The following is a 25,706-nucleotide window of genomic DNA, read 5'->3' as shown; positions in this document are numbered from 1 at the left end:
CCGGAACAGCATCCACAACTCGTCCGGCACCAACCGCTCAACCAGATCCGTCATGCACGGATCAACGAACGATCACGCCATAAGAAACGACGTCTTATCCGCCCGCACCTTGTCCGGCCGGGTGCGCGGCCGGCCCCGACCCATCCGGGACACCCGTATGGCCTCCAGTACCGGCTGGAACTGCGGGCTGTCATGCCGATGCCCGGCGGTGACGATGAGCGAGAGCGGCTTCTGACCCTGCTCGACCGCCAGGTGCAACTTGGTGGTCAATCCGCCGCGCGAACGCCCGAGGCCGTGGTCGTCGGGCTCGGTGTCGACGCCGCCGGGAGACTCCTTCTGCTCTGCCCCTTTTTACGCGCCCCGGCGGCGTGCTGGTGCGCCCGGGCGATGGTGGAGTCCACGCCGATGTCCCATGTGATGAGGCCCTTCGCGTCGGCTTCGGCCTGGAGCTGCTCGAAGATCCGCTTCCAGGTGCCGTTGCGCTGCCAGCGGCGGAACAGGTCGTAGGCCCGGTCCCACGGCCCGTACCAGTCCGGAACGTCCCGCCACGGCGCACCAGTCCTCGTCCGCCAGCGTATGCCGTCGATCAACCGCCGACGCGTCCACGTCGGCGGCCGCCCCGGCTTCTTGCCCATCGGCAGCAACGGCTCCAGCCGAGCCCACTGGCCATTCGTCAGATCTCCGCGCCCCACGGCGCTTGATCATCCACGACCTTGATCGACTTTCACAACAGACCCTACATCGCCAACCTCGCCGGAGCCCGCTCGAGTCACATCACGCGGGTCGCGAAGCGTCGGCTCAAGCGCAGCCGGCTTCGACGGTGGGAGGGACACCTTGACGGTGTTCGGGTGTGCGGGCCGCGAGGCAGTCCTGACGGCGGCGGTGTCGGAGGTGACGTGTTGCTGATCCACCTGGACGACGCCCACTCGGAGACGCTGCACCCGCCGTTACTGGAGGTCGGCGCCCCGGAGGTGACGAGGCGAGGGCGCTTCGCGCCGTTGGGCGCGCTGTCCGAAGGCGAACGGCCGGCATCGGCTGTCCGCGGCGAGGTGGATCTTCGTAGTCAGGCCGCTGCGGGACCGTCCGAGGGCATGATCGTCCGGCTCGCCGGCCGGGACCCCTTTTGACGGGCCCCGGCGGCGTGCTGACGAGCCCGGACGATGGTGGAGTCGACCGAGACGACACGATCGAGGGCCACTGCAGGAGGGGAAAGCAACCGGGCGCCGAAGCGGCCCCGTACGCTCAGTCCTCTCAGGCCTCCCAGTCCTCGTCGTCGCCGCCGCGCATGGTGCGCCATCCCGCAAGGTCATCCAACGCCTTCCGTGCCAACTGGGCGTACTGCACCGGGCACTCCCACAGCTCGCGCGCCGAGAACTCGGCGGGCACCGGGGTGTCGGGGTGGTCGTCCGGCGCGTACAGGTGGACGACCGCGCGGTACCGGGACTGCACGGTGGAATCGGCGGTGGACCAGGGGTGCTGCGGATGCTCGCAGGAGACGTCCAGGTCGATGGTGGCGAGCGCGGCGGCGAGGTCGCGTGCGTACGAGGGCGGCAGACCCCCGTACGACTGGGCGATGCCCATCCACATGGACAGGAAGACGCCGATTCGCTCCTCGTCCCGCACCTGCCCGGTGAGCCAACGGCGGGCGGACCACAGGGCGACCGGGCCAGTGTTGTCCTCCCAGCTACGGCTGATCGCCTCCTGCATGGCGACGACGTCGAGGCTGCCGTCGTCCCGGACGAACTGCGCGTCCAGATGAGAGACGTCGATGCCGCCGAAGAGCTCCTTGTGTGCCTCGTGCAAGCCGCCAAGGGCTTCATCGGCGAGGTCCGCGAGGAAGCCCTCGCAGTCGAACGCCGCCGACTCCTCATTGTCGAGACCGTAGTCTTCGGCGAACGCGGCCCGGCCCGCCTCGGTCAGCATGCTCACCCCCGCCTCGACCGCGTACTCCGAGTCCAGCTCCGTGGGATGGGCGTCGGCCGGGCAGGTGCAGGAGGCCCGGTCCAGTTGCGCACGGAACCCCTCCAAGGCCCGTACGTACGAGGCGAACAGCGACTTGCTGAAGACGCGTGCGGAGACGTACCAGCAGGTGGCATGGAGCAGGATCGTGTACCCGGTCCGCTCCCGGCGGCCCTCCGGGGTGGCCACGCGACCGAGCACCTCCGCCGCGTCGTCGGCGAGGAAGGCGAGGGTCGATTCGGGATCTACATAGGGGTAGTCGCTGACAATCCCGGACAGGTCGGAGATCAGTTCGCGGTGGTCGGCAGGCAGCGTGGGCGTCACTTCAGTCACATCCGTAACCGACGATTGCGCCGGTCGGACGGTTCCCCCTTCTGGCACGCATGGCCGGTGGTCTGATGGGACCGCGCACCGGACCACGCCAGACGGTGGTGCGCCCGATGCGGGCAAGAGCTGCGCTCCATGCCGGACGACTCCGGCCTCTGGACTGGTGGGCCCGCATGTTCAGGTCGCGTGTTCGCCGTATGGAGATGCGTGGCGGGCGGGGCGCGAGCGCTGAGGGAACGCCCCTGTGGGAGCAGCTCGCTCGCTTCTTGGCGAGTGGTTCGAGATGGTGGCGTCAGCCACTCCAGCCGATCGCCAGCCCGGCAACGACGAGCGCGAAGCCGACTGAGCACACGATTCGTTGCCGACGGGACCAGACTTCCCACCCTCGCCGTCCCTTGCTCCCTATCAACATCCCGGTCATGCCAACGATGAACGCACTGAACCCGAACCAGACCATGGGCCCATCGGAAGCTGGGCGACTCGGAATCGTCAAGAGGCCTCCCGCGGCCGCCACTGCCTCGACCGACACCATCCCAAAGATCGAAGTCGACCGCCCACCGTCGGTTCCTGATCTGGTCGAGAGCCGGCGTCCGGGGGCGGCTGGACGAGGCGGTGCTGCACCGGCTCGACGACGTCGGCCTCATCGCCGTCACCGGCGTCGTGCTGGACACCGCCCACGTTCGCGCTGACCAAAGGACGCAAGTACACAGGTCCGAGCCCGTGGACTGGGGCCAGCGAAGGGCTGGAGCCCGTGGCCGCGGGTCAGCGAACGGGGCACTCCGGCTCGCGGGTGCCGGCGGCGGGGTGCCCCGCCGTCGGGTAAAGGGCCGCGGCCAGGCTCGGCGCGACGCTCGGTCAAGGGATCGCCCGCATCCTCAGGACTCGTCGGTCCCCTTCTCGCTCCCCTTCCCCAGCCATGCCCCGGCCGCCGTGAGCAGGGCGGTCACGCCGATGGGGATCGTCGGACCGGGGGCGGGGGCGAAGTGTGGGGAGTGGTTGGCGGGGACGGTGGCGGGGAGGCCGTTCTCCAGGATCGAGTCGGGGTCGATTCCCGCGTAGAGCGCGTGGTCGGCACCGCCGAAGTGCCAGAAGACGGACGGTACGCCGAGCGCGGTCCCGAAGACCCCGAAGTCCTCACTGCCGGTGATCGCCTGCGGCAGCGTGAAGACGCGCCCCTCCCCCATGACTTCGGTGAGGGCGGACTGGACGACGGCGGTGGCGGCCGCGTCGTTCACGGTGACCGGGAAGGATTTGAGGGGGGCGAACTCGGGCTCCTTGGGCGCGCCGGAGGCCGCGGCCTCCGCGCGGACGATGCGTTCGACGGCGGCGAGCACCCGCTCGCGCACGGCGGGGGTGGTCGAGCGGATGTTGACGCGCAGCTCGGCGGTGTCCGGGATGATGTTCTCCTTCGTCCCGGCGTGCAGCGAGCCCACGGTGACGACCGCCGTCTGCGAGGCGCCGACCTCCCGAGAGACCACGGTCTGCAGCCGCATGACGACCGCGGCGGCCATCACCACGGGGTCGATGGCCGTCTCGGGAGAGGAGCCGTGGCCGCCGCGCCCGAAGAGGGTCACCCGGAGGCTGTCGGACGCGGCCATCACCGTTCCAGGCCGGGTGCCGATGAAGCCGACAGGCGCCGGGGCGACGTGCTGGCCGAGGCAGACCTCGGCGCGCGGGAAACGGTCGAGGAAGCCGTCCTCGATCATGGCGGGCGCGCCGCCGACCTCCTCGGCCGGCTGGAAGACGGCGACGACCGTGCCGCGCCAGCCGTCGCGCTGTGCGGCGAGCTGGTCGGTGGCGCCGAGCAGACAGGTGACGTGCATGTCGTGCCCGCACGCGTGCATGACCGGCACCTCGACGCCGTCCGGGTCGATGCCGGTGGCGGTGGACGCGTACGGCAGTCCTGTCTCCTCCTTGACGGGCAAGGCGTCCATGTCGGCGCGCAGCAGCACGACGGGGCCCTCGCCGTTGGCGAGGACACCGACGACGCCGGTGCGTCCGACGCCCTCGGTGACCTCCCAGCCCTGCGCGCGCAGCCGCTCGGCCACGATGCCCGCCGTACGGAACTCCTGGAACGACAGCTCGGGATGGGCGTGCAGGTCCTCGTAGAGCGCGCGCAGCTCGGGCAGGCGCTCGTCGAGGCCGGCGAGGAGCGGGCGGACGGTCGCGTCGAGGGTCATGCGGCTTCCTTTGCGGTGAGGGACGGGCGGGGCAGGCGGTCGGCGGCGGCACGGAAGGCGTCCGCGTCCTGCGGGGTCAGACAGGCCATGACGGCGGCGATCACCGCGCCGAGCACCAGGAAGCCGAAGGCGACCTGGAAGGAGAAGGCGTCGGCGAGCGCGCCCATGACGGGCGGCGCGATCATCCCGGCGACCTGGCCGCCGAGGATGACGACGGCGCTGCCCACGCCCACGTACTCCGGGGCGAGTCCGGCCAGCGGGACGGCGAAGATCGGCATGTACGCCATGGAGGCTGCGAAGACGGCGAGGGTGCCGAAGACGACGAAGCCGGGGACGGACCGTGCGTTCGCCATCAGGAGCAGCGCGAGCGCGGCGACGGCCATGCCGGGGACGATGACCGTCCGGTGGCGGCCGCCGAGCCGGTCTGCGAGCCGCCCGCCCAGGACGGTGGCGAGCGCGGCGCCGAGGGCGGGGACGGCGAGGAGGGCTCCGGCCGAGGTGAGGGAGAGCCCGCGCTCCTCGGAGAGGTACGAGGGGACCCAGGTGTTGAGGCCCCAGATGATGGTGTTGTAGCCGAACATCATGAGGGCGAAGCGCCAGAGGACGCCCATGCCGAGGACGGTACGGAGGGCAGGACGCGGGCTGCCGGCCTGGGGCCCTGCCTTGGATGCCTCGGGCCCTGCCTTGGAGGTTTCGAACCCTGCCTTGGAGGCCTCGTCCGGCGCCTCGCCCGCGCCGCCTGCGTCCGCGGCCCCCGTGCGGGGAAGCGGAGCGGGCAGCCAGAAGCGGACGGCGGCGAGGGCCAGGACTCCGAGGGCGGCCGTTGACCAGAAGGCCGAGCGCCAGCCGAAGACGGCGACGAGCGGGGCGACGGTGAGGGGGGTGATGACGGCGGCGATCGCGTTGGAGCTCAGGACCGCGCCGTTGGCGCCCATGCGCTCCTCGGGCCGGGTGCGCTCGGCCAGGACCTTCATGGAGGCGGGCGGGAAGACGCCCTCGGCCACGCCGAAGGCGAAGCGCAGCGCGAGCAGTACCGCGAAGGACCAGGCGAAGCCGGTGGCGGCGGTGAAGACCGACCAGGACAGCAGCGCCCACAGGGTCACGCGCCGGCCGCCGAACCGGTCGGCGAGCATGCCGCCGGGGAGCTGGCAGAGGGCGTAGGCGAGGAAGAAGGCGGAGACGACGAGGCCCTGCTGGGTGCGGTCGATGTGGAACTCGGCGCCGACGGAGGGCAGGACGAGGTTGATCACGAGCCGGTCGACGTAGTCGACCAGCCAAGCGGCGAAGAGCAGGACGACCGTGATCCGGACGGTTCTGCGGTGGGCGGCGGCCGCGGTGGCGGACAGGGGCAGGGGCGGAGCAGACACGGCACTCCTCTCACCGGTGGCCGAAACTGGTCGTCGGCCGGGAAGTGCCCCTACGATCCGGCGTGTGAGCGAGAACCCTCCCGAATTGCAGGAAAGCCTCCAGCAGAGCCCGGTCCCGCCGGATTCCAGCGCGAGCAGGCCGCCAGCGGGCTTCTCGGAGCTGGATCTCGCGCTGGTCGACGCCCTGCAGGCCGCGCCCCGGGCGCCGTGGACCCGGATCGGGAAGGCGCTCGGGGTGGACGCGACGACGGCGGCCCGCCGCTTCGAACGGCTCCGTGCCGAGGGACTGGCCTGGGTCACGGCGTACGACGCGGCGAAGACCGCGACAGTCGCCTACGTGGAGGTGCGGTGCCGACCGCGGTCCTTCGACCGGGTGAGCGCCGCCGTGACGGCGCTGCCGTGGGTGTTCAGCGTCGACGAGACGGCCGGCGACTTCGACCTCTTCCTGTCCGTGGCCGCCCCCGACCTGCCCTCGCTGGGCCGCGCCGTACACCGCGGGATCGGCGGTCTGCGCGGGGTCCGCTCCACCCGCACCCGGCTCGGCATCACGCTGTACGGGGAGGGTCGCGACTGGCGCATGCGGGCGATGAACCCGGCGGTACGCGCCGGACTCAGCGAACAGGAGGCCGCACGCCCCCGGACGTACAGCACCCACCTCCACCAGCGGCCCGCGCCGTCGGACCAGGCGCTCATCGCGGCGCTCGGCGGCGACGGGCGGCTCGGGTACGCGGAGCTCGGCGCGCAGACGGGCATGAGCGAGCACTCGGCGCGCCGCCGGCTCCAGCGTCTGATGCGCAACGGTGACATCACCCTGCGCTGCGACCTGGCCCACCCGCTGGCGGGTCTGTCCACGATGGTGATCTACCGGACGTCGGTGCCGCACGCCCTTCTGGAGCAGACCGGCAACGCGCTGGCCCGGTTCGAGCAGGTCCGCATGTGCGTGTCGGTGAGCGGCCCGTACAACCTCCTCGTCCTCGTCTGGCTGCACGGCCTCGACGCGGTCGACCCCTTCGAAGCCCTCCTGGCCGACCGCTTCCCGGCCCTGGAGGTCCAGGACCGGACGGTGTCCCTGCACTCACCGAAGCGCATGGCCTGGCTCCTGGACGAACACGGCCGCGCCACCGGCCGGGTGCCGTTGGGTCTGCCCTCCTACTGAAGCGGCGGGCGATCGGCGGACCTGTCGGCAGCAGTGCGCCGGTCCGTCAGTCCCGCCCGGTCGGATCCTGCGGAGTCCGGCCCGCGCACCACCCGTACCCGGCCGCCACCAGGGCGTGGGTCCGTCTCGTTGAGGAGTCTCCGTCGGCCACGTAGCACTTGAGGATGATCCGCCGCCCATACGGAGACGGACTTTCCGACCGGTACGGAACCCGGCACCGCCGACTCCGTCTTCTCCCTCGCGTCGGCTTGATCGTCGAGCCGACCGGAGGAGGTTCTGATGGCAGGTCAGGTGCGTGAGGCGAGGCGGGCGAAGGCGTCCGCGCCGGAGTATCAGGGAGCGCTCGGGTCGCTGTCGGTGAACGCCTCGCTGCCCGAGGTGCTCGCCCGGGGCATCGAGGAACTCCAGGCGGCGGAACGGGCCGGGGACCTGCGGGAGGTGGCGCGGTGCGGGCTGGCCGTGGCGGAGGCGTACCGCAGGCTCGGCCGGATCGGGGAGGCCGACCGGGCGTGGAAGGCGAGCTATCGGGCGGCGCGTTCGGCCGGTCACGAGGGGGCGATGGCGTGGGCGCTGTGGAGCGGCGGCACGCTGGCCCGGCAGCGCGGCGCGTTCCGGCTGGCGTACCGGCTCCTGCGGCTCGCGGCCGAGGCGGGCGAGCGGGGCGGGGACGTCGTCGTGCGGGGCTACTCGCTGGCGGGGCTCGCTGAGACCGGGCGCATACAGGGTGATTACGAGGCCGTGGGCCGGCTGCACGAGCAGTTGCTCGCCGAGGCCCGCCGCCGCGGCGAGGCCCGGCACACGGTGTGGGCGCTGGAGGGCATCGCGCAGATGCACCGCAACACGGGCTCGTACGACAAGGCCCTGGCCCTGTTCGAGGAGGCGGCCGAGACGGCGTCGCGCGCCGAGGACCGGCGCGGCTGGGCGTGGGCCCTGCGGGGCATCGCCGACGTGGTGTCGGTACGCGACGGGGACGTGGACCGCGCCCTGTCGCTGCTGTCGCAGGCGGAGGAGGCCTGCCGGGAGATACGCCTGTCCAGCGCGCTCGCCTACAACCACAAGATGCGGGGCAACGTCCTGTACCGGGCCGGCCGCTACGAGCAGGCCCGCGAGCTGTACGCGCAGGCGTTGGAGGAGTTCCGCGAGATGGAGGAGCCGCGCGGGACGGCCCTGTCGAGGCTGGGCCTGGTCAAGGCCGACGCCCGCCTGGGCCGCGAGGCCGCGCACACCGCCGCGGAACTGGCCGAACTGCGCTCGACGCTGGACCGCATCGGTCTACGGCACGCCCGGGACATGGTGGACAAGGCCGCGGCCGAGCTCGGGGTCGGCCCGCTGCCGGACCATGCCGGTGAGGGACCCAGGGCAGCGGAGCCGGTGCTGCCGACGGTCGGGTCGGAGGCGTTGCGGGCGGCGGACGTGGAAGGGCTGCGGGCGACGGAAGTGGAGGGGTTGCGGGTCGCGGATGCGGACGGGCTGCGGGCAGCGCGGGCGGCGGACGTGGACGGACTGCGGGCCGCGGACGCGGACGGGCTGCAGGCGGCGGACGCGAGGCTGCGGACCGCGGACGCGGAGGGGCTGCGGGCGGCGGCCGCGGAGAGGCTGCGGGCCGCGGACGGGCTGCGGGTGGCCGACGCGGACGGGCTGCAGGCCGCGGCCGCGGACGCGGTGCGGGCCGCGGACTCGGAGGGGCAGCGATGAACGCCCTGCCGAAGCCGTCGTCGCCGGCCCTTGCACGCGTTGGCACACCTGACGGCTCATCCGCCGCCGGTCCCGCGGGCGCGGCGCTGATGAGCCCGCCCCGTCCTCACCACTCCTCGCCGTCCACCGTCCTGGATCGTTGCCGTGCGCTGGTCCGGCCGGCGCTGGTGGAGGCGGTGGGAAGGTTGCACCCCTGGACCGCTGAGATGGCGGCGTACGCGCTGGGCTGGGCCGACGCGTCAGGGACGCCGGACCCGGGCGGATCGGAGGGCAAGGGAGTGCGGCAGGCCCTGGCCGTGCTCGGGGCGGAGGCCGTCGGGGCCGACGGCGCCGACGCCGTCCCGGGAGCCGTGGCCGTCGAACTCGTCCACACCTTCTCGCTGCTCCACGACGACATCATGGACGCCGACGCACTGCGTCGGCAGCGCCCGGCGGTGTGGAAGACGTACGGTACGGGCCCGGCCGTTCTCGCGGGCGACGCGCTCCTCGCCCAGGCCGTGGCGACGCTGGCCGAGGCCCGGAGCCTGCACACGGGAGCCGCGGTCCGGTTCCTCTGCAGGACCCTGAACACACTGGTGACCGGCCAGGCACAGGACCTGCGCTTCGAGGAACGCCCGTGGCGCGGACCCGGAGCGGTAGGCCCGGACGAGTACCGTTCGATGGCCGACCAGAAAACGGGCGCCCTGCTGGGCTGCGCGCTCGCGCTCGGCGCGATCCTGGGCGGCGCCCCGGACCACACCGTGGCCGCGCTCGAACGAGCCGGGCGCCATCTCGGCCTCGCCTTCCAGGCGGTGGACGACATCCTCGGCATCTGGGGCGACCCGGCCGTGACCGGCAAGCCCGTCCACGCGGACCTGCGACGGGGCAAGAAGACCTACCCGATCCTCACGGCACTGGCCGGAGGAAACGAGGCCGCACACGAACTCGCCGCGCTCCTCACGACCACGGGGCGGATGGACGATGACGAGGCCGCCCACGTCGCAGCGCTGGTGGAGAAGGCCGGCGGCCGGTCAGCGACCCGCGACGAGGCCCGCCGCCACCTGGACATCGCCCGCCTCACCTTGCGCGACACACCGCTGACGCCCGCGGCCGTACAGCAGCTCGACGCGCTGTTCACACACTTGCTCGCCCGAACCTGGTGACCCGCGGCCTGCGAGGAGGCGCGCCGCCCCGTGCCCCGGCCGCACGATGACCGAGCGGCGTCACCACCAGAGGTGGTGACGCCGTGGTGGGGCGCGCGATCGGCACACCGCCGGGCGGGCGCGGTCGCGTTGTGTCCGCCGATTCACGCCGGATCAGCCGTGGTCATCCCACTCGAGCGCGCCGAGGCGGGGCTTCGCTGGTCACCGTGTCCCCGGCGCAGGTGTCCCCGGACGAGTTGATGTGACCAGCAAACGGCGCTACAGCTCGTAGTCCCGGGCCAGCTCCTCCCGACGAATGATCCGCAGGCACCAGCGCCGGCCAACATCGTCCGCGGCTACTTCGGCGGCCCAGGCTGAAAGCGCGTTTTCCTCCAAGCCCGCCGCCGCGTCCTCACGGTCCCGTCCCGCCTCCGACGCGGCCACCGCCCGGAGCCGCAGGGCCTCTTGCGCCGATGGCGACAGATGCCGCGCCCCTCCCCGGCCAGATCCGTCCCACCTCACCAACGCCCCAGAACCGAACCGTTTCTGACCAATTAAGGCCCAGGAAAGGGCGGTTAGGGTTCACTCATGACGGATTCGTATGCCGATCCGAGAACCCCGGATCACCGAAGTGCTGCGCGTTACCTGTGGTGGCTGACCATGAGTCAGCGCCGACGGGTGACGGGCGGGGCGGTGATCGGCACCTTCTGGATGGTCTGCCTCCTGCTGCCGCCGTACCTCATGCAGCGTGCGATCGACGACGGGCTCCAGCGGGGGAAGACCGGCGTCCTGGTCGGCTGGGTGGCCGCACTGGTCGGCGCCGCACTGCTCAACGCATGGCTCGGCGTCATGCGCCACCGCATCATGACACGGGTCCGGATGGACGCCACCTTCCGGACCATCCAGGTCGTGGTCGCGCACTCCACGCGGCTGGGTGCCGAACTGCCCCGAAAGGTGACGGCCGGCGAGGTGGCCAGCATCGGCGTGGGCGACGTCGCGCAGATGAGCCGGACACTGACGATTACCGGCCCGGGCGTCGGCGCTGTCGTCGCGTACCTGGTGGCGGCCGCGCTGCTGCTGTCGGTCTCCGTCCCGCTCGCCCTCGTGGTCCTGCTGGGGGTGCCGTTGCTCGCGGTCGTGGTCGGGCCGCTGCTGGAACGCCTCCAGGGCGCGGAGTCCAGGTACCGCGAGCAGCAGGGGGCGCTGACCGCCCGGCTCGGGGACCTCGTCGGCGGCATGCGCGTACTCAACGGCATCGGCGGCAAGGAGATGTTGGCCGGCCGCTACCTGCGCGGATCGCAGGGCCTGCAGGCCGAGGGCTACCGGGTCGGCGCCGTGACCAGCTGGATCCAAGCGCTCTCGGTCGGCCTGCCAGCCCTCTTCCTCGCGTTGGTGACCTGGCTGGCCGCCCGGATGGCCGCCGAGGGCACCATCACGATCGGCACGCTGGTCGCCGTCTACGGCTACGTCGCCGTCCTGGTGGTACCGGTCTCCAACTTCATCGAGGGCGGATACGACCTCACCAGGGGTCTGGTGGCCGCTGGACGGGTGGTCCGGATGCTCGACCTGAAGCCTGCCTTCGAAGACGCCGCGACACTCCGGCCGGCCCCTGACGAGCCATCAGCACTGTACGACGCCGACACCGGTGTGGAACTGCTCCCGGGCCGGCTGACCGCGATCGTGAGCGCTCGCCCTGCCGATTCCGCGGCCGTGGTCGACCGGGTCGGCCGGTACAGCGCATCCGCTGCGACCTGGGGCGGCGTGCCGCTCGCCGAGGTCGCCCTGGCCGAGATCCGCGGCCGGATCGTGGTGGCGGACAACGACGCCGACTTCTTCTCCGGCACGCTGCGCACCGTGGTCGGCGGCCGGTCCGAGCACACCGGCCCGTCCATCGCCCAGGCCGTCAGACACGCCGCGGCGGAGGACATCGTGCAGGCACTGCCCGATGGCCTGGACAGCATGATCCAGGCCCAGGGCAGTAACCTCTCCGGCGGTCAGCGCCAGCGGCTGCGACTGGTCCGTGCCCTGCTGGCGGACCCGGAGGTGCTCCTGCTGGTCGAGCCCACCTCCGCCGTGGACGTCCACACCGAGGCCGCCATGGCCGCTGGGCTGCGCCGGGCGCGGACCGGCCGTACCACCGCCCTCACCTCGACCTCCCCCGTCCTCCTGGAGCAGGCCGACACCGTGTGCTACCTCGTCGACGGCCGTCTGGCGGCGGCCGGCCCGCACCAGGAGTTGCTCGCATCAGAGCCCGGCTACCGGGCGCTGGTGGCCCGCGGCGAAACCGCCACCGAGTCCACGCCCGCCGAGGAGGCCGTCCGATGACCGCTCAGACCGAGACCGCCCCCGGGCGGCTCCCGATCGCCGGTCCCGCCGAGGTCCGCCGGGCCGCCGTGCGTCTGATGGGGCAGGATCGCCGTGCGGTCGCCGCGATGCTGACCCTCAACGGACTGGCCGCGGCCGCCGGTCTGGGCGGCCCCTGGCTGCTGGGCCGGATCATCGACGACGTCCGGGGCGGCGCCGGGGTCGGACACGTCGACCGACTCGCCCTCGGCATCCTCTGCTTCGCGCTCGCGCAGCTGCTCCTCGGCCGCTTCGCCCGCTACGCCGCCCACCGCTTCGGCGAGCGGACTCTGGCGCGGATCCGAGAGCGGTTCGCCGACCGCTCCCTCGCCCTTCCCGCTTCGGTGGTCGAACGCGCCGGCACCGGTGACCTGCTGACGCGCGGCACCGCCGACGTCGCCACCGTAGGCACCACCCTGCGCGACGCCGGGCCGGAGGTCTCCGTGGCGCTCGTCCAGATCCTCCTGATCCTGGTCGCCATGCTCGCGGTCAACCCGCTGCTCGGCATCTGCGGGTTGCTCTGCCTCTCCGGGATCTGGTTCGCCACCCGCTGGTACCTGCACCGTGCACACGCGGGTTACCTCGCCGAAGGCGCCGCCAACTCCGCGCTGGTCGAGATCCTCACCTCCACCGCCACAGGGGCCCGCACCGTCGAGGCCCTGGGCCTCCAGGACCGCCGCATCGCCGCCGCGGCCGAGGCGGTCGAGCACTGCCGGGTCACCCGTACCTACACCCTCAACCTGCGCACCGTGCTCTTTCCCGTGGTCGAGTTCTCGTACATCGCCCCGGTCGCCGGCATCCTGCTGCTCGGCGCCGCCCTGCGCGACACCGGCGCGGTCACCACCGGCGCGGTGGTCGCCTGTGCTCTCTACTTCTGGAAGCTCTCCGAGCCACTGGACAAGGTCCTGCTCTGGCTCGACCAACTCCAGCGCAGCAACGCCTCCTTCGCCCGGGTCGAGGGCATCGGCCAGGTGGACGCCCCGGCCGTGACCGGCGGCGGCCGGCCCGAGGACGACCGGATCGACGTGGTAGACGTCCGGTACGCCTACCAGGGCGAGCGGGACGTCCTGCACGGCGTCGACCTCACCGTCCGTCCGGGCGAGCGGCTGGCCATCGTCGGCCCGTCCGGGGCCGGCAAGTCCACTCTGGGCCGGCTGCTGGCCGGGGCGGAGACGCCCCGCACCGGACGGGTGACGGTGGGGCAGGTGCCTGTCGCCGAGCTCGACCCGGCCCAGTTGCGCCGACACGTCGTCCTGGTCTCCCAGGAGCATCACGTCTTCCTCGGCACCGTCCGGGACAACCTCCTGATCGCCGCGCCCGCCGCGACCGACCAGGACCTGCACGCGGTGCTGGCCGCAGTCGACATCGACTGGGTGGACGAGCTGTCGGACGGGCTGGACACCGAGCTCGGTGCCGGTGGGCTCCGTCTGGACGCCCAACAGGCCCAGCAACTCGCCCTGGCCCGGGTGGTCCTGGCCGATCCGCACACGCTGATCCTGGACGAGGCCACCTCCCTGCTCGACCCGACCACGGCCCGGCACACCGAGCGTTCACTGGCGGCTGTACTCAAGGAACGCACTGTGATCGCCATCGCCCACCGCCTGCACACCGCCCACGACGCGGACCGGATCGCGGTCATGGACGGCGGCCGGGTGACCGAATCGGGCAGTCACGAAGAGCTGTTGGCCGCCGGCGGCGGGTACGCCGCGCTGTGGAAGTCCTGGCACGGCGCCTGAGCGCGCCCCCCTCCCGACCTCTTTCGAGGAGCGGCTTCGCGATCACTGCCCCTCCTGGTCGGTCAGCGCACGGACACGGACAGGCTCTGCCACCACTCCCCCAGCCTTCGGACGGACGTCTCCGCACTCCAAGCGCCTTCATCCCTCGCGATACGGTGCTGTCATGCCTCGATCAGTCGAAACCGGATCAGCCTTGTCTCCCGTCACCGCGGACGACGTCGACCTTGCCGTGCGGCTCGCCGTGGGCATCCTTCGGGATGCACCCTCGGAGGGGTGGGGCGGTAAGGCCGGTTCGCTGGAGTGGGACTGCTGGGAGACCGTCGAGCACCTCGCCAACGACCTGTTGTACTACGCCGTACAACTGGGGCCGCAGAGCCCGCCGCTGGACACCCATGTGCCTTTCGCGTTGAGCCGGAAGAGGCCGGAGGGGCCCATGGTCTTCGCCTACGCGGAGCGCGATGCGGGTCCGGCCGGCCTGCTGCAGGTGCTGGAGGCGTGCGGCGCGCTGCTGGTCGCCATGGTGCGTACGACGTCGCCCCAAGTCCGCGCGCACCACGCCGCCGGGGTGTCGGATCCTGAAGGCTTCGCGGCGATGGGGGTGGTAGAGACGCTGGTACACGTCCACGATGTGGCGGAAGGCTTCGGGCTTGCCTGGAACCCGCCCTCCGCTCTCTGCTCGCGGGTGCTCGCACGTCTGTTTCCGGAGGCTCCGGGCGACGCGGATCCCTGGCTCACTCTGTTGTGGGCAACCGGCCGCGCCGAACTGCCGGGGCATGCCCGTCTCACCACGTGGCGCTGGGTCAGCACCCCGCGGTCATAGGAGGGGATCGGATCCAGTCGCGGCCAGGCTGACAATCGCACCCGCACCTCGGCGAGGCGCACCGGGCCACCCGTCCCGACCGGCGATCCGTTCGTGGGTCGGGCAGACGGGGCTGGTGTCAGCTGGGGCGCGGGGTGGCGGGTGCCGTGGTCTCGGGGGCGTTCCAGCTGGCCAGGATCTGTAGGGCCTGGGCGGTTTCGGAGCCTGCTTCGACGTTGTAGACGCACAGGGTCTGTTCCGGGTCGCCGGGCGCCTGGAAGGACTCGTAGGAGAAGTGCAGGTCTCCGACGAGCGGGTGGTGGTAGTGCTTGGCGCCGTGAGTGCGGCGCAGCACCCGGTGGTCGTTCCACCAGCCGGTGAACTCAGCGCACCGCAGGGTGAGTTCACCGACGAGATCGGCGAGCTGCCGGTCGTCGGGGTAGCGGCCTGCTTCCAGCCGGAGGATGGCTACCGTCTCCGAGGCGATCCGGTCCCAGTCGCCCACGCGCTCACGGGCCTGGGGGTCCAGGAGGTAGTACCGTGCCAGGTTGCGGCGGGTGGCGGGCAGGGCGTCGAAGTCGGTGAGGACGGCCCTGGCGAGCCGGTTGGAGGCCAGCACGTCGGTGCGCCGGCCCAGGATGAAGGCCGGTACGTGGCCGAGGGTCTCCAGCATCAGGTGCAGGCCCGGCCGGACCCGCTGGGCCCTGACCGGTGCACGGCGTGCGGTCGGGGCGCCGGATCGCAGAAGGTCTGTGAGGTGTTCGCGTTCGGTCTCGTCCAGCCGCAGCGCGCGGGCGATCGCCTCCACGACCTCGTCGGAAGGGTTACCTGCCCGCCCTTGCTCCATACGCGTGTAGTACTCGGTGCTGACGCCGGCCAGGCGGGCCGCCTCGTCCCTGCGCAGCCCGGGAACGCGACGGACACGCCCGTCTGAGGGCAGCCCAGCCTCTTCGGGGGTGATGCGCGCCCGCCGTGAGCGCAGGAAGCCGGAGATTTCCTTGGTGCGGTCCATGGCTCCAGTGTGAGCACATCAGCGGTGCCATGAGAGCACCAGGGTGGCCCTGCGGGAACCTGTTTGGGCAGGGCCAGTCATGGCGTCCTGAGGCGGTCGCCCGGGTGGTGTGCTGGATGTGCGGCTGGCAGATCCGGCCGCACATCTCACCCTCCCCTGTCCCTTGGAAGGTACGCATCATGTCCACGAACACCATGTCCCAGCCCCTGGCCGGTCGCGTCGCGGTCGTCACCGGCGCCTCCAGTGGCATCGGTGCGGCGTCCGCCGAGCAACTGGCGTCCCTGGGAGCCCGCGTCGTCGTCCTGGCGCGCCGCGCCGACCGGCTGGCCGACCTCGTCGCGCGCATCGAGAAGAACGGCGGCAGCGCGGTGGCGATCGCTGCTGACGTGACCGACGCCGCCGCTCTGCAGCACGCCGCCGACCGGGTGGCGGCCGGGTTCGGCGGTGCGGACCTGCTCCTGAACAACGCCGGCGTCATGCTGCCCGCTCCGATCGAGGAGCTGGCGACGGACCAGTGGAAGCACCAGATCGACCTGAACATCACCGGCCTGATGAACGCGATCGGCGCGTTCACCCCGCAGCTGGTCAAGGCCGCTGCCGAGCGTGGTGTGGCCGACCTGATCAACACCTCCTCGATCGCCGCGCAGAACATCTTCCCCAACTTCGCGGTGTACTCCGGCACGAAGGCGTACGTCACCCACCTCTCCCGTCACCTCCGGGCCGAGCTGGGCGCGAAGAACGTGCGCGTCTCGGCGATCGAACCGGGCATCGTCGGCACCGAGCTGCAGAGCCACGTCACCGACCAGGGCGCCCGGGACTGGCTGGACGGCTCCAGGGAGACCATGGAGTGGCTCACGGCGCAGGACATCGCGGAGACCGTTGGCTTCATCGCCACACTGCCGCCGCGGGTGAACCTCCAGCAGGTCACCATCATGCCCACCGGCCAGGCCGGCTGACCTGCGGTTCACCTGCGCCGACCCGCCCCCGGCGTGGGCCCGCACACTCGTGCGGAGCACCTGAGGCAACCGCCCGGCGGTCGGCGCCTGGCCCCCGTGGCAGGCGATCAACGGCCGGGCGTTCTCGCGTGACGCTGAGAAGATCGCACCAGCAGGTCCGGAGGTACTTTCTGACGGGCCAACTGACAGGGCACCCGTGCGCGGCAACGACTTCATCACCACGACGGACCGTTCCCGCCGCCGAACGGCTGGGCGGTCCTTCGTGGCGGGACCACCGGTTTTTCCTCACCAGGGTAGGGGTTCGCCTTTCCGGAAGAAGCCGCCGGTGGGACCGGAGTCGGGCAGGGTGGCAGCCCAGACGATGCCGGCGGCTCCTTGGTCTACGGGGTCACCGCCCGGGCCGCCCATGTCGGTGGCGATCCAGCCCGGACAGACAGCGTTGACCAGAATCCGCTCGGCGCGCAGTTCGTCGGCGAGCTTGCGGGTCAGGGCGTTGAGGGCGGCCTTCGAGACTCCATAGGCAGGGGTGCCGCCGGACATGTGTTCCAGGGAACCGGATTCGCTGGAGACGTTCACCACACGGGGGTGGCGTGAACGGCGCAGCAGCGGCAAGAACGCCTGCGTGGTCTGCCAGGCGCCGAAGAGGTTGGTCTCCAGGGTGTGGCGGACCTCGTCGAGGTCGGCGGAGACGGCTCGCTGGGAGGTGTCGTAGTTGATGGCCGCGTTGTTGACGAGGACATCGAGGCGCCCGAACTCCTCTTCCACGCGACGGGCGAGGGCATGGATGTCGTCGGCGTCGGTCACGTCCAGCCGACAGGGCAGCAGCGTGCCCCCGGGCACACCGGGGGCCAGGTCGGCGGCGGCCCGTTCGGCGTCCTGCGGACGTCGGGCGGACAGCAGGACGACGTGACCGAGTCCGGCGAGCTGGCGCGCGGTTTCACGGCCGATGCCCCTGTTGCCACCCGTGACCAGCGATACCGGTGCGGCGGTGCTCATGCTCTCTCCCCTTGAACGGACGATCCGGAGTCGGGCAGCACGTTATGCGGTCGCCCCGTGCACAAGGATCAGACCCGAGGCGTAGACGGGCCGCGGCCTTGGACGTAGCCCTTACGGACGACCACGGCGGGACAGCAGCACAACATGGCCGAACGCGCGTCGAGGACCGAGGGCCAAGGACGGAGGACCGAGGACGGAGGACCGAGGACCGAGGGCCTTCGCCGAGCGCAGCAACTCGGCTTCTTCGCCGGCCCCGTCCCGTCGGAGACGAGACGGCCGTCGGCAAGTTCGGCGAGCTCGGCGGATACCGCTTCCCGCACGCCGGCGAGCACGAGCAGCAGGCGCTGCTGCTGATCACCACCCAGACCGCACTGCGTGACGCGTTCCTCGACACCACCGCCGGCATCGAGCCTCCTCTCACGGCGGTGATCACCGAACGCCTGGGGGACGCAGGCGGGCACACAGCCCGAGTTCTCGCGGCGAGCGTGGCCGCGGCGGTTCGCATCGCGTTGGAGGGCTGGCTCCGTCCGGCCGCGACCACGGAGGCCGCCGAGAGTTTCGCCGCCGCCGCAGGACTGGTCGTGCCCTCCGGCTCGCTGCCCGACCAACTTCGCACAGCGCTGGCCCCGCTCGCGCCCGCGTTCGACGCCGCCGAGCAGCACGTCCAGCCGTGAGTGAAGCTGACCAACCAGTGATCGACGATCGTCGATTTGATCCCGCGCCGGCGGAGTAGGCCCGGAACATGCGGGCCGAGTAGTCCTTGCCATCGACGACATGGCCAGGCCGGGTCCGAGGCCGTCGCGGGCGTAGGCATGTGGATGACGATTGCTTTGGCCGACCCAGCGGCCGAACCGTCGGGCAGGCCCCTTCCGGGCAGGCCGGGCGGAACCTGAACACGATGCCCTCAATGATCTGGCGGTGATACCGCCACTGGCCAAGAGCCCGACCCGCAGGCGGCATCAGCGGCGCGATACCAGCGCAACACCGAACCAGTGGCCACAGCCGGCGAGTCAGGCCCGACGGGCCAGGGCCAGTAGCGGGCTTCGTCGCCGACGGAGTAGCGGTTCGGCGACTACCACCCTCTGCCAGAAGCACATCGGAATGCGAGGAAGGTCACGGTCCCAGCCGTACATCCTTTGAGCCTCCTCGTGCATCTTGTGGTGCGCCGGGCCCGCACGAGGCATGAGCTCAGGCCGTCAGAACCTGGTCGGCTCTCCTTCGCGCCTCGCGCCAGGCCCGTGCGGACCCGTACGACAGAGACTCCTACCAAGGGCAGAACATTTTGATAACTACGACACTGGGTGTGCGCCGTGCCGTGACTGTCGCGGTCACGACCTCGGCCGTGCTGGCCGGCGGCCTCTTCGCCGGCCAGGCTCAGGCCGCGACGCCGCCCGCCCCGTCCATCACCGCCCCGGGCGGCTTCGTCATGAACAACGGGACGGGCACGACGCTGTTCGGGAAGGCCGCGGACAGCCGCCGGTCGACCGGCTCCACCACGAAGATCATGACGGCGACGGTGGTGCTGGCCCAGACGAACCTCAACCTCGACGCCAAGGTCACGATCCAGAAGGCCTACAGCGACTACATCGTCTCCAACAACGCCTCATCGGCACACCTGATCGTCGGGGACAAGGTGACGGTCCGACAGCTCCTCTACGGCCTCATGCTGCCGTCGGGGTGTGACGCCGCCTACGCGCTGGCCGACAAGTTCGGTACCGGCTCCACGCGGGCCGACCGGGTGAAGTCGTTCATCGGAAAGATGAACACCGAGGCCAGGAGGATGGGCCTGACGAACACGCACTTCGACTCGTTCGACGGGATAGGCAACGGGTCGAACTACTCGACCCCGCGCGATCTCACCAAGATCGCGAGCAGTGCGATGAAGAACTCCACGTTCCGCACCATCGTCAAGACGAAGACCACGAGCCAGAAGGTGACCACCAAGACCGGCGGTTACCGGTACATGTCGTGGACCAACACCAACAAGCTCCTGAGCACGTACAGCGGAGCGATCGGTGTGAAGACCGGTTCAGGTCCTCAGGCCAAGTACTGCCTCGTCTTCGCGGCCACCCGCGGGAGCAAGACGGTCATCGGCACGGTGCTCGGTGCGCCGACCGAGGCGAACCGGGCGGCCGACGTGAAGAAGCTGCTGGACTACGGCTTCGCGAAGTAACCCGCAACGGGACCGGACGCACGACGGCGTCGGTCCCACCCGGGCTGTCTCCCGCTCAGCGGGGGGCAGCCCGGCAGCTCGCCGCTTGCTGAACCACTCGGTCCGAGCGTTACTGATCATCGGGCCCTGCGGCCTCCGGGCCCCTCGCCATCACGTCACCAGCCGAAACCGCTGGATGCCGGGTCTCGCCAGCGGCACCTGGCGGCGCAACACCTCGTCACGGGCAACGGGCCCGATTCTCAGTCCCGAAGTGCGACGACCGTCGGGCGCCTCGATCACGGCCGGCCGGGTCACGGCTCGCAACGCCGCCCAGATCAGGCGTGTCTGTGCGGTGAGGGTCTGATGCGCTTCCGGTCCGACCTCGGGTTCGAACCACCTCACCGCGAGCCGCCCGCTCTCGAAGAACTCGCCCCGCTCGTCAGTCCTGAGCCGTGAACGGAGTAGCTGGACAACAGCCGCGATCGGGGGTCCGGCAGGCGTGAGGACACCAGAAGCTGGAATGATCGCGGGTGGCAGTGAAGCGCCTGCCGGAAGGCCGAGACACGCCTGAGTGCCTCCGCAGTCCAGCGCGGACTCGATCGAGGCATGCAAGTGCACCTGGTGCAAACCAGGAGGTCCTGCGTGTCTGCACTGCCAACCTGACGAAGGCAGCGCCTCGGTGATCCGCTCCCCCAGAACCACCTCATCGGCAGGCATCAGCCATGTGTCCGCCGTCTTCGTGCGAGAGCCCACGCTTGCCATGGGGCAAGAATGCCATTCCCTCCACCGCGAGGGCGCGAAGCTGCTGTTCCGGACTGTCCCTGTGCTGCCACGAGCGCAGCACTCAGGCCAAGTCGGAGCCCTCGAACGGCCCGGGCGGGCACTGAGCCATTCATGCCGGATCAACAGGAGCCTACGGCCCCCATCTTGATGTGGGCACCGCCCACCCTTGCAGAGGCTCAATACTCAGTGGCTTTCCCGTCCCGCGTGCCGTGACAATCCCCCGGTGAAAGAAGCGCCCACCTCGCCGACTCCCGTCATCCTCGGCATAGACGACCTCCGCTCCCTTCCCCGGGCCACGCGGGTTGCCCGCACCAGCCGCGAAGGTGTCCAGCTTCTGGAAGAGCACCGCAACAGCTTCATCGACGAGCTGTGGCTCGACCACGATCTCGGGGGCGACGACACCATCATGCCGGTGGTGACGCTCATGGAAGAAACCGCCTTCAACGGACGGCCCTTTCAGATCGGAGCTGTCTTCGTTCACAGCGCCAACCCCATCGGTGCCGAAACCATCGTCAGGTCACTCGCCCGCTGGAACTACCGTGTCCAGCGTGCAACGGCCTGAGCGCTGTCCCATGAATGCGGGCGAAGACATGCCCGACGCGGGCCTGGACCTGCTTGTGGGGCGCCCTGGCACCGCAGAACGGTCACCACTTCACTCAAGCCCGTGGTCGACAATCCTCCCCTGCTGAGCCTTGGTCCGCAGCCGAGATGCCCCCCCCCAGCCGGACGGACGTGATTACCACCTTCAGGGCCACGTCAACAGCGCCTTCCGGACCCTCTCGTTCGGCGTGGAACCCCTGGGACTGGCTATCGGCGGTGTCCTGATCGCGTCCCAGGGCCCACGTTTCCTGTTCTGAGAGTCCGAGAAGTCTGTTCGTGGGCAACGGTCATGCCCTGTGCCGTACGGGGTTACGCAGCTGCTTCGACGCTCACCGCGATCGCTCGCCTCCGCAGGTGAATTGCCAGAACCTCCATCTCGACAAGCGTGCCGACAAGACCGGTCCCGGCAAGTTCCGCGGCCTGCGCTCGCGCCTCGTCCAAGGACAGTTCCCGCGCAGTGCGCAGGGCCTGCAACACGGGAACGAGGCTCGGAACGTCTCCAGACAGCCGAAGGTGCGCGGGCCCATGTGCCTGCAGCAGAGCTTGTCGAATGTTCTCGGGCGTGACGGGGCCGCTGTCTTGCTCGCACCACCCGTTCAGGCAGTCCGCGCAGCATCCTTCCGTGCCCCAGCGGAGCATGCCACGATCGAAGAACTGACCTACATCGCAGGTCGTCACGCCTCCGCAGACACTGCAGCGGCCTGTGATCCGTACTCCTTGCGTGATCACCAGGGGGCTCCTCGGCGTTGCGGGGCAGTGCTGGGGGGATCCTCCCCCAGAAGTCGGCTCTGGGCGATCCGGTTTGGGATGCTGGAGGTGCCGGCCGCGGACGGGTCTTGGCGGGCCGGCGTCCTGGCCCCGCCTGCGGAGGGCACCCGGCGCATGGCCGTGGAGACGCAGCTGTGGGCCGAGCGGGGCCGGTCCTTGGTCGCACGAACGTGGATTACGACCGGCGGACGGGACAAGGTTGGGTCGGGGCATGAGCATCCCGGTTCGACGCCATCGCCTGGCAAAGACTGCGGCAACTGCCGGGCCCAGGCTTTCCACCTCGCAGGCGGGACAGGACAGGCCAGTGACGCACCCGCACCCCCACCCCCACCCCCACCCGCTGACGCGAGCGCCCTTCCGCGGGTGCCTCGACGGCATGGACAGCCCCCGGCCCCGGTCAGATGCCGTCCCTGGCGACAAGGCGTATCCGTCACCGGCCATCCGGGACCACCTCAGGCGGCGCGGCATCCGGGCCGTCGAGCCGTACCGGCTGTGGATCAACGTGCTTGCGGGTCGGCCTGGCGTTCGGTCCGCGATGGCGTGGGACGGGGTATCGATCTTGCCGGGCCGCAGACCATACTGGTCGGGCCCCGATCACCCACCGAACGGTTCCATGGCCAAGAACAGCACTTCACCGACCACCGTCCCCGACACCACGTGGCTCGGACGCGGACGTCACCTCGGGCCCGAGCCCGAGCGGGACGTGCGGCGCAACCTGATCGCCCTCAAGGCCGCCCGGGTGATCGACGACTTCCTGGACCTCGACCCCGTCGAGGCGGCGCGGTCCACCGACCTGTACCCCCGGGACGAGTCCGCCGACCCCGGCCCGCTGGCCCGCCGCGTCTTCGAGGCCCGCTGGCGGGTGGCCGACGAGGTCACGGTGCGCGCGCAACTGACCACGTACGAGCCTGAGTCCCGGCGTACGAAGAGCGAGGGCGTCACCTGGGTCCTGGCCGCTGAGGCGGAGCGGGCCTGGGAAGCGGGCTGGAGGTCACCGGCCACCGTGTTCTGGCCCGACAGCGAGCAGGTCGCATGGGATCACGACACCGTGCCGGGCGTGCGCCTGCGGACGGCGAACCCGCTGCCGAAGGACGACGACGAGCTGCGCCGCCTGCTGCGGGACTGCACGCGGCACAGCTGGTTCATGCATGTCGTGGTGCACGAGGCGATGACACCGGACGTGCTGGGGCGGCAGCCGGTCACGGCGTTTCTGCCGCCGAGCCTGCGACACCGGGTGGTCGAGCACCGGGCGGCACCGGAGCAGGCCCTGACCGCCGACTTCGTGTTGAGGCGTGAGCTGGGAGTCGGGATTCCGCGGGGCGGCGCCGTCGTCCTGCCCGCCACACCGCAGGTTGCGGGCTACGACGCGGAGCGCTTCACCGTACGCAACGTCTTCCTGAACGGCACGCAGCCGACCGAACTCCTCGACAGAATCGTGGAATTCGCCGCCCTGCCGCTGCCGATGCCGCCGGACGCCGAACGGGCCCTGACGCGCCTGCGCCAAGGCTGGCACCTGTACACACCGGACGAGGAACTCGTCCATGCGCGGGCCATGGTCACCCGGTACGCGAAGGCGCTTGAGGCCATGACGGCATCCTGCGACCTGTACCGGGAAGCAGCCGAGTCGGCGCTCGCCGCACTCGCCGAGGCGACCAAAAGCGACGGCGCGCCAAAGACGCCCACACAGGCCGCGGCCAAACAGAACACCTCGCCGCTGAAAACCCTCACGAAGACACTCGGCCACTTCAGGAACCCGAACCGATGACCACTACCCGTCGAAAGGTCCAGCGGCCTCCGCGCGGTCATGGAGCAAAGCCCGGTCAGTGACGGCTCCCTGTGGGCATCACCTGCACTTTGCGGGTTCGGTTGATGTCCGCAGGGACGGGGGTGTCGGTCCTCGAAATCGCCAAGGACTGCGACAAGTCAAACGGGTCAGGGGTGATGGCCTGCGCCGGCAGGAGTCCGAGGGAACGTCCCGAGGACTTCGGCAGATGGCGCTCGGCTTCCTGCGCGTCGAAGAGGCGGGCTGCGTTTCGGCTGTCCAGGAGGGTTGCGACGCCGTGATCACACCAGCCGCGGCGGAAGCCTCACGCGGCTCTGGCCGTGGCTGGTCCGTTGGTCACTTACTGGACAGGCGGAGGTCTCCGCGCCAGGTCTCACACCGGACGCGACCGGAGTCGAAGGCGATTTCCAATGCGATCCGCCCGTTTCCAGTCCGAACCGGTCGTGATGCGCGTGGCAACCGCTTCGCTGTCGATCAGCCGCACCTCCAGCGGGCCGGACTGAGCTTCTGAGCCATACAGGTGCCACGAGGCGACTACTTGCTCAAGACGACACCCGACCAGATGGTCAGGACGCACACCGACCCCGTGCAACGGGCACCCGCTCACCCTCTTCCCCTCCACCCGGCGACCGTACCGTAAGGCAGACACCCAGCCCACAGCCTTATACGGGACTCGGGCGCCACCGTTGGGAATGAGGAAGGTCGGATACGTTGATCGGAGTGAGCCGGTGGGGCTGGGCAGCCCCTGTCGGACGGCCTCCACGCGCTCACCGATTGCGCGTGTGTCATGAGGTGTGCTGCTGTGTGCACGTCGCTCAGCGCAGGAGAAGCAGGCCCCTGACACCTGCGTGGTCGGAAGGCCACAGACCTGACGCGGTGCGGTCTGCCTGGTCGGCGCCCACCCGGCTGGTCGCCAGGGCGGTGATGTCGCTGCCGCGGAAGAGTACGTAGTCGAGGCGCTGGGTGAGGCTGGACGTGGTGTTGGTCAGGTTGGCGGCCTGGCAGCAGGTGAAGCCGGGGTCGCGGGGATGGGTGGCGGTCCAGGCGTCTGTGAAGCCGGCTGCCAGCAGGTGGTTGTAGCTCTGGGTGGCGGTCCCTGGTGTCGCGCCCGCTCCGCCGGCGGCCGAGTTGAGGTCGGCGAGGAGCACGGTGGGGAGTCCGGTGTTCAGCGGACCGGCGAGCAGTTCACCTGCCTGTGCTTCCTGGACGGTGGGAGAAGCGGGCTCCAGATGGGTGGTGACCACCCGGGTGGTGTGCCCGTGCAGGGTGGCATCGGCGGCCACCCAGCCTCGCCGGACCTCAAGGGGCGGCTGGGGCGGGCATCCGAGGGCCGGACGGCAGACGGGTACGAAGTTCTGGAACGTGGCGGCTTGCGCGTGGGACACGGAGAAGACACGCGCAGGCAGATCGGTACGAGCCAGGAGCGCGTCGCGGTCGGTGAGGCGGATGTCCTGCAGACCGCCGGCAGTGGACCGCGGGGCCTCGAAGTCACTGCCGACGGTGACCGTGGCCACGACCGCGTAGTGCCTGCCCCGGGCGGCGAGCTTGTCGAGCAGGATGTGCAGGAAGTCGTACTCGACGTGGGTGGCGCTGCCGGGTCCTGCGGGAGTCTGGCTGCGCCACAGCACGGCTTCCTGCAGGCCCACGAGATGGGGGTCGCTGTCCGCGATCTCGTCGGCCAGCGCTTCGGCGCGTTCGGGGAAGTTCGTCGCCTGGACATTCGCGTACACCGCCGTCACCGCGGCGACGAGCGCCTGCGGATTGGCGGCGGCGAGAACGGGCGCGAGGTCGGCACCCAGGTAGAGGTTGCGGGTCATGACCCGCACAGGGGCCGGGACCTCGGCGGCCGATGCAGCCGTGAGCGCCCCCGGCGGGAGGAGCAGGAGCGCGCCCAGGGCGGCTGTGAACCAGCGGCGGATCATGCGAGCAGGCCTTTCGGAGCATAAACGGGCGAAAGTGCTCATCGTTCTGCA

General features: G+C 70.8%; 19 protein-coding genes and 2 pseudogenes. 13 read left to right on the top strand and 8 right to left on the bottom strand.

The window, feature by feature from the left end; translation table 11 throughout:
- Window positions 1-72 precede the first annotated feature (72 nt).
- On the bottom strand, window positions 73-258 hold the full coding sequence (locus tag ACWEV0_RS18435; protein ID WP_453150346.1) for a transposase: 186 nt from the start codon (window positions 256-258) through the stop codon (window positions 73-75).
- An 8-nt stretch (window positions 259-266) separates the two neighbouring features.
- On the bottom strand, window positions 267-635 hold the full coding sequence (locus ACWEV0_RS18430) for a transposase (RefSeq protein WP_453150342.1): 369 nt from the start codon (window positions 633-635) through the stop codon (window positions 267-269).
- A 261-nt stretch (window positions 636-896) separates the two neighbouring features.
- On the opposite strand from ACWEV0_RS18430, the gene ACWEV0_RS18425 reads away from it, so the two are divergent.
- Window positions 897-1,127, top strand: a complete 231-nt coding sequence (locus ACWEV0_RS18425) for a hypothetical protein (RefSeq protein WP_453150347.1) — start codon at window positions 897-899, stop codon at window positions 1,125-1,127.
- A gap of 124 nt (window positions 1,128-1,251) precedes the next feature.
- On the opposite strand, the gene ACWEV0_RS18420 is transcribed toward ACWEV0_RS18425, so the two are convergent.
- Window positions 1,252-2,292 (bottom strand): hypothetical protein, encoded by a 1,041-nt coding sequence (locus ACWEV0_RS18420; protein WP_453150341.1) that lies wholly within the window; start codon window positions 2,290-2,292, stop codon window positions 1,252-1,254.
- 534 nt (window positions 2,293-2,826) lie between these two features.
- Here ACWEV0_RS18420 and ACWEV0_RS18415 point away from each other — a divergent pair.
- Window positions 2,827-3,076: pseudogene (locus ACWEV0_RS18415) on the top strand (IS5/IS1182 family transposase); the annotation flags it as partial.
- A gap of 85 nt (window positions 3,077-3,161) precedes the next feature.
- Here the strand turns inward: ACWEV0_RS18415 and ACWEV0_RS18410 are convergent.
- Together ACWEV0_RS18410 and ACWEV0_RS18405 are read right to left on the bottom strand one after the other, a co-directional pair.
- Entirely contained in the window at window positions 3,162-4,466 is a 1,305-nt protein-coding gene (locus ACWEV0_RS18410) for an amidohydrolase (protein WP_453150340.1), read from the bottom strand.
- The gene (locus ACWEV0_RS18405) at window positions 4,463-5,833 is read right to left on the bottom strand and encodes an MFS transporter (protein WP_453150339.1); all 1,371 of its coding nucleotides are present in this window, start codon (window positions 5,831-5,833) and stop codon (window positions 4,463-4,465) included. Before ACWEV0_RS18405 ends, ACWEV0_RS18410 begins: the two co-directional genes overlap by 4 nt.
- Window positions 5,834-5,897: 64 nt before the next feature.
- Here ACWEV0_RS18405 and ACWEV0_RS18400 point away from each other — a divergent pair, with 64 nt between their 5' ends.
- The 6 genes and pseudogenes from ACWEV0_RS18400 (at window position 5,898) to ACWEV0_RS18375 (ending at window position 14,704) form a co-directional block, all read left to right on the top strand.
- Window positions 5,898-6,989, top strand: a complete 1,092-nt coding sequence (locus tag ACWEV0_RS18400; protein WP_453150338.1) for an Lrp/AsnC family transcriptional regulator — start codon at window positions 5,898-5,900, stop codon at window positions 6,987-6,989.
- A 279-nt stretch (window positions 6,990-7,268) separates the two neighbouring features.
- Window positions 7,269-8,417, top strand: a pseudogene (locus tag ACWEV0_RS18395) (tetratricopeptide repeat protein); the annotation flags it as partial.
- Between the two features lie 356 nt (window positions 8,418-8,773).
- On the top strand, window positions 8,774-9,826 hold the full coding sequence (locus ACWEV0_RS18390; protein ID WP_453150337.1) for a polyprenyl synthetase family protein: 1,053 nt from the start codon (window positions 8,774-8,776) through the stop codon (window positions 9,824-9,826).
- A gap of 567 nt (window positions 9,827-10,393) precedes the next feature.
- On the top strand, window positions 10,394-12,130 hold the full coding sequence (locus ACWEV0_RS18385) for an ABC transporter transmembrane domain-containing protein (RefSeq protein WP_453150336.1): 1,737 nt from the start codon (window positions 10,394-10,396) through the stop codon (window positions 12,128-12,130).
- The gene (locus ACWEV0_RS18380; protein WP_453150335.1) at window positions 12,127-13,884 is read left to right on the top strand and encodes an ABC transporter ATP-binding protein; all 1,758 of its coding nucleotides are present in this window, start codon (window positions 12,127-12,129) and stop codon (window positions 13,882-13,884) included. The genes ACWEV0_RS18385 and ACWEV0_RS18380 overlap by 4 nt, the downstream gene beginning before the upstream one ends.
- A gap of 163 nt (window positions 13,885-14,047) precedes the next feature.
- Window positions 14,048-14,704, top strand: a complete 657-nt coding sequence (locus ACWEV0_RS18375; protein WP_453150334.1) for a hypothetical protein — start codon at window positions 14,048-14,050, stop codon at window positions 14,702-14,704.
- 118 nt (window positions 14,705-14,822) lie between these two features.
- On the opposite strand, the gene ACWEV0_RS18370 is transcribed toward ACWEV0_RS18375, so the two are convergent.
- Entirely contained in the window at window positions 14,823-15,695 is an 873-nt protein-coding gene (locus ACWEV0_RS18370) for a helix-turn-helix transcriptional regulator (RefSeq protein WP_453150333.1), read from the bottom strand.
- A gap of 179 nt (window positions 15,696-15,874) precedes the next feature.
- Here ACWEV0_RS18370 and ACWEV0_RS18365 point away from each other — a divergent pair, with 179 nt between their 5' ends.
- Window positions 15,875-16,651, top strand: a complete 777-nt coding sequence (locus ACWEV0_RS18365) for an SDR family oxidoreductase (RefSeq protein WP_453150332.1) — start codon at window positions 15,875-15,877, stop codon at window positions 16,649-16,651.
- Between the two features lie 285 nt (window positions 16,652-16,936).
- Here ACWEV0_RS18365 and ACWEV0_RS18360 read toward each other — a convergent pair whose 3' ends face one another.
- The gene (locus ACWEV0_RS18360) at window positions 16,937-17,647 is read right to left on the bottom strand and encodes an SDR family oxidoreductase (RefSeq protein WP_453150331.1); all 711 of its coding nucleotides are present in this window, start codon (window positions 17,645-17,647) and stop codon (window positions 16,937-16,939) included.
- Window positions 17,648-17,745: 98 nt separating this feature from the next.
- Between ACWEV0_RS18360 and ACWEV0_RS18355 the strand changes: the two genes are divergently transcribed.
- From ACWEV0_RS18355 to ACWEV0_RS18340, 4 genes are all read left to right on the top strand, one after another.
- Window positions 17,746-18,321, top strand: coding sequence for a hypothetical protein (locus ACWEV0_RS18355; protein WP_453150330.1), 576 nt, complete (start codon window positions 17,746-17,748; stop codon window positions 18,319-18,321).
- 629 nt (window positions 18,322-18,950) lie between these two features.
- Window positions 18,951-19,820 (top strand): D-alanyl-D-alanine carboxypeptidase family protein, encoded by an 870-nt coding sequence (locus ACWEV0_RS18350; protein ID WP_453150329.1) that lies wholly within the window; start codon window positions 18,951-18,953, stop codon window positions 19,818-19,820.
- 985 nt (window positions 19,821-20,805) lie between these two features.
- Entirely contained in the window at window positions 20,806-21,144 is a 339-nt protein-coding gene (locus ACWEV0_RS18345; protein ID WP_453150328.1) for a cyclic-phosphate processing receiver domain-containing protein, read from the top strand.
- A gap of 1,017 nt (window positions 21,145-22,161) precedes the next feature.
- Window positions 22,162-23,715, top strand: a complete 1,554-nt coding sequence (locus ACWEV0_RS18340) for a hypothetical protein (protein ID WP_453150327.1) — start codon at window positions 22,162-22,164, stop codon at window positions 23,713-23,715.
- 833 nt (window positions 23,716-24,548) lie between these two features.
- Here the strand turns inward: ACWEV0_RS18340 and ACWEV0_RS18335 are convergent.
- Window positions 24,549-25,655, bottom strand: a complete 1,107-nt coding sequence (locus ACWEV0_RS18335) for an endonuclease/exonuclease/phosphatase family protein (RefSeq protein WP_453150326.1) — start codon at window positions 25,653-25,655, stop codon at window positions 24,549-24,551.
- Window positions 25,656-25,706: the final 51 nt, after the last annotated feature.

This window comes from Streptomyces sp. NPDC003943 (assembly GCF_053605265.1).
This window is presented reverse-complemented; position numbering and strand designations above follow the sequence as displayed.